Origin of the sequence: Flavobacterium sp. (assembly GCF_044373165.1) — a bacterium.
GTDB lineage: Bacteria > Bacteroidota > Bacteroidia > Flavobacteriales > Flavobacteriaceae > Flavobacterium.
Genome location: NZ_JBILQL010000150.1, coordinates 1 through 4,102, shown reverse-complemented (window position 1 = coordinate 4,102; position 4,102 = coordinate 1). Strand labels below are relative to the sequence as shown.

Sequence of the window (4,102 nt, the reverse complement as noted above, 5' to 3'; positions counted from 1 at the left end):
ACGAAACGCAGAAGAAAGCAGCACAAAGCATCATAACCGATTTGAATAAAGAAGTCTACAACAATAAAATTGTGACTACTTTGGAACCGTTCGAGGCGTTTTACAAAGCCAAAGACGACCATCAAAATTATTACCAAAACAACCAAGAACAACCGTATTGTCAGATGGTCATCCAACCGAAGTTGGAGAAGTTTGAAAAAGTCTTTAAGAATCGTTTGAAAAAGAATAATTAATAGCCTGAAATTATTTTTTTAGCAAATTTTCGGCAATCTTAAGTGCACATTTTTCGCCATCAATCGCTGCAGAGATAATACCGCCAGCAAAACCCGCTCCTTCACCACAAGGATACAAACCTTTGATTTGCAAATGCTCTAAAGTTTCATGGTCGCGTGGAATTCTGACAGGTGATGACGTACGACTTTCGGGTGCATGCAGGATTGCCTCGTTCGTCATATAACCTCGCATGGATTTGCCGAATTGTACAAAACCTTCCCGCATGATTTGGGTTAAAAAATCGGGGAATACTTGTCCGAGTTCTACCGAAGTCGTTCCCGGAACATAAGAGGTTTTGGGTATGGAAGAAGACAATTTATTTTGGGTAAAATCGACCATGCGTTGCGCCGGTACTTTTTGGGTTTGACCTGCCAAATGCCAAGCTTTTTGTTCGATGGCTTTTTGAAATTCCATTCCGGCCAGCGCTCCGAACTTGGCAAAAGGCTTAAAATCTTCTAATTTTAATTCGACTACTATGCCGGAATTAGCAGTAGCTTGATCGCGTTTGGAAGGCGACCAACCGTTGGTGACTACTTCGCCCGGACTGGTAGCACAAGGCGCAATTACACCTCCGGGACACATGCAAAACGAATACATACCGCGACCGTTGACTTGTTTTACTATCGAATACGGCGCCGGAGGCAAATACTCGCCACGGAAATCACAACTGTATTGGATTTTATCGATTAACTCCTGCGGATGTTCAGCGCGAACGCCCAAGGCAAAAGGTTTGGCTTCGATTAGGATTTTCTTTCGGTCTAACAATTCAAATATATCACGAGCGGAATGCCCGGTAGCTAAAATGACTTTGTTAGCCGAAATAGTATCGCCGTTTTGAGTGACAACTCCTTGAATTTCGTTGTTATTGATTATAAAATCACTCACACGGGTTTCAAACAATACTTGTCCGCCACACTCGATAATTTTTTCTCGGATATCTTGAATAATCTGTGGTAATTTGTTAGTACCAATATGCGGATGCGCTTCGACTAAAATATCAGGAGTAGCTCCAAAAGCCACTAACAGCCTTAAAATTCGGTCGACATCGCCTCGCTTTTTCGAACGCGTGTACAATTTACCATCGGAATACGTTCCGGCGCCACCTTCTCCGAAACAATAATTGGAATCTTCGTTAACAATATGGTCGCGGTTGATGGCTTTTAAATCACGGCGGCGACCACGCACATCTTTCCCTCGTTCAATTACTATTGGTTTTAGACCAGATTCTATCAATTGCAAGGCAGCAAATAATCCGGCCGGTCCAGCGCCTACTACAATTACTTCTTGAGCATTGCTGACGTTAGTATACTCCGGCAGTTCGATGGCAGATTCCGAATAGGTCTCGCCTTTCAGAAAAACATTCGCCTTGATATTGAACTTAATGGCTTTTTGACGGGCGTCAATAGAACGCTTTACAACCACTACTTTTTGAATGTCGCTCACGGCAACTTGAAACAACTTGGCTACTTGTTCTTTAAGCAGAACTTCATTGTGGGCGGTTTCGGGAGAGACTTGAAAAAGTAATTCGCGTGGCATGATTTAATTTTCAGCAAAAGTAAACAAATCGAATTACTTTTTTTCTTCAAAAGCGCGCAAGGCAAACGAAGCCAACCAATGCTCGCCTTCATAATTGCCGTCGACTACTGCAGGCAATGAAAAGTTGAAGTGAAAATCGGCCAATGCTTTCAAATGCGAAAACTGCTTTGGATAGCGATGAAGTAATCCGTATAAATTCCACGCACGACTAAAATTGAGTCCGTCAAGATGCACCAAATGACCATCGGTTCGATCGGAAACACGAGCCACTTCCCAAGAAAACTTCTTGGAAAAGAGTTGCGGAGCGAACTTTTTAAGCCAAATCAGGAAGTCGCCATCGGGCAAAACCCGTTGCATTAAAGCCATTTCTTCCAAACAGGGCGACAGGAAATCTGTCCCGCTCGGTTCCCAAGTAAAAGGACAATTTTCATCTTTAGCGAACATTCGAACTGCATTGTCACGGATGGCTTGTTGGAATAGTTGGTTTTTAGAATGCACTGCATAATCCCAAGCAAAGGTCAATCCGAAGGCGGTATTAGTGTGTGTACCTACCCTAACAGGATACAGTAGTTTAGGTAAAAACTCGATGTATCTATCGACTATAATTTCAGATAAGGGTTTTAAATTTTGGGCCAACTCCTGCGCAAACGGTTCGGCTGAAGTTTCCAGTTCCAATTGGAGTTTGAGCAACCAAGTCCAACCGTACATTCGCTCAAACGATTTTTCGTGTTTTTTGTTCAAATAATCTATTTCCACCTGAATATTGGCTTTAGACAAATTGGTTTTAAGCTTTTGAATGATTGTCTCTCGATTCGCCAGATTTGGAAATCGCTTCAGCAAAAACACCAAACTCCAATGACCGTGAACCGATGAATGCCAATCGAAACAACCGTAGAAAGTTGGGTGCAATTTTTTAGGCGATTGTATTTCGGTGCTGTCCAACAACATTTGTCCCAGTTTGTTGGGATATTCCTGTTGCAGGCATTTTAAGGGTAAAGATGCTAAATGATTGGCTTGTTCGAGTGTTAATTCTTGTGCTCCAACTGTACCACTGACCCAAAGTAATATATAAAGGAGATATTTCATGGATTTGCTTTTTTTCAAATGTAGCAAAAAGTTAACTTTGCCGAACAATTTCGTTTTTATGTCTAGACAAATCAAACTCATTTGGGATTTTCGCGGACCGGCTTCGGCTAAAACGGCGGAACATCATGAAATTCATTTGAAAGAATTCATTGCTATGGAAAAATTACCGATAACCATTACAGGGTTTGAAGTTAAAAACGAAATGCACGCCATAGCTTATATCGTAGTGAATGACGAGCAAATGATCCCAATGCGAGATGCATTAAAACCCCACCGAGGCGAATTGTACATTCCATAAAAAAAGAGAAGCCTTGGCTTCTCTCTTCTAATTCGCTACTTCGCTGATGAATTTAATCCGCATCAATCGGAGTTCTTCTATATCGTAATCGCCATCGAATTCTTTGAGGGCTTCTTCAATTTTATCGGATTCGGAATCCATAAAATAATCGTGAATTTCTTCTTGTTGCTCTTCGTCTAAAATCTCATTGATCCAATAGTCGATGTTGAGTTTGGTTCCGGAATAGACAATTTGCTCCATCTCTTTGAGCAAGGTATCCATATTCATGCCTTTGGCTTTGGCAATATCTTCCAACGACAGTTTTCGGTCAATGTTTTGAATGATGTATAATTTATTGGAAGAATTGGCTCCGGTAGATTTCACCACCAAATCATCCGGGCGAATGATGTCGTTGTCTTCTACATAGCGGGCAATCAATTCTACGAAATCTTTACCGTATTTTTTGGCTTTGCCTTCGCCTACGCCGTGCACATTGCTCAATTCGTCAATATTAATCGGGTATTTAAGCGCCATGTCTTCCAAAGACGGATCTTGAAAAACTACAAATGGAGGAACACCTAATTTTTTGGCCACTTTTTTTCGCAATTCGCGCAGCATCGCCATTAAAGCTTCATCGGCTGTGCCACTCGATTTAGAGGCTGTTACTATGGCTTCGTCTTCATTTTCACTGTATTCGTGGTCTTCCGACATTAAGAAAGAGGTTGGATTGTCGATAAATTCACGCCCGAGATCTGAAACTTTTAGAATACCATAGGTTTCTATGTCTTTGGTTAGCAATCCGTCAACCAATACTTGTCGGATCAAGGCCATCCAATAACGCTCATCGTAGTTAGCACCGCAACCGAAGAATTTCTGCGTATCGGTTCGGTGTGCTTTGATGGTGGCATTTACGCGTCCGATTAAAGTAAA

General features: G+C 41.8%; 5 protein-coding genes. 2 read left to right on the top strand and 3 right to left on the bottom strand.

The features are described 5' to 3' along the window. On the top strand, positions 1–233 hold a 233-nt coding region (locus tag ACIQ32_RS11920), incomplete at its 5' end, for a peptide-methionine (S)-S-oxide reductase (RefSeq protein ID WP_396195898.1). Positions 234–243: 10 nt separating this feature from the next. Here the strand turns inward: ACIQ32_RS11920 and ACIQ32_RS11915 are convergent. Together ACIQ32_RS11915 and ACIQ32_RS11910 are read right to left on the bottom strand one after the other, a co-directional pair. After that, positions 244–1,809 (bottom strand): NAD(P)/FAD-dependent oxidoreductase, encoded by a 1,566-nt coding sequence (locus ACIQ32_RS11915; RefSeq protein WP_396195897.1) that lies wholly within the window; start codon positions 1,807–1,809, stop codon positions 244–246. Between the two features lie 33 nt (positions 1,810–1,842). Beyond that, positions 1,843–2,895: a DUF2891 domain-containing protein gene (locus ACIQ32_RS11910; protein WP_396195896.1), complete on the bottom strand. Its 1,053-nt coding sequence runs from the start codon at positions 2,893–2,895 to the stop codon at positions 1,843–1,845. 58 nt (positions 2,896–2,953) lie between these two features. On the opposite strand from ACIQ32_RS11910, the gene ACIQ32_RS11905 reads away from it, so the two are divergent. Continuing rightward, the gene (locus tag ACIQ32_RS11905) at positions 2,954–3,193 is read left to right on the top strand and encodes a hypothetical protein (protein WP_396195895.1); all 240 of its coding nucleotides are present in this window, start codon (positions 2,954–2,956) and stop codon (positions 3,191–3,193) included. 27 nt (positions 3,194–3,220) lie between these two features. Here ACIQ32_RS11905 and ACIQ32_RS11900 read toward each other — a convergent pair. Then, the coding region (locus ACIQ32_RS11900; protein ID WP_396195894.1) for an HRDC domain-containing protein at positions 3,221–4,102 on the bottom strand (882 nt) is incomplete at its 5' end.

What these genes read in the sequence shown, in the direction of transcription:
- ACIQ32_RS11915 (WP_396195897.1), bottom strand. Translation starts at nt 1,809, where the DNA reads ATGCCACGCGAATTACTTTTTCAAGTCTCTCCCGAAACCGCCCACAAT.
- ACIQ32_RS11910 (WP_396195896.1), bottom strand. Translation starts at nt 2,895, where the DNA reads ATGAAATATCTCCTTTATATATTACTTTGGGTCAGTGGTACAGTTGGA.
- ACIQ32_RS11905 (WP_396195895.1), top strand. Translation starts at nt 2,954, where the DNA reads ATGTCTAGACAAATCAAACTCATTTGGGATTTTCGCGGACCGGCTTCG.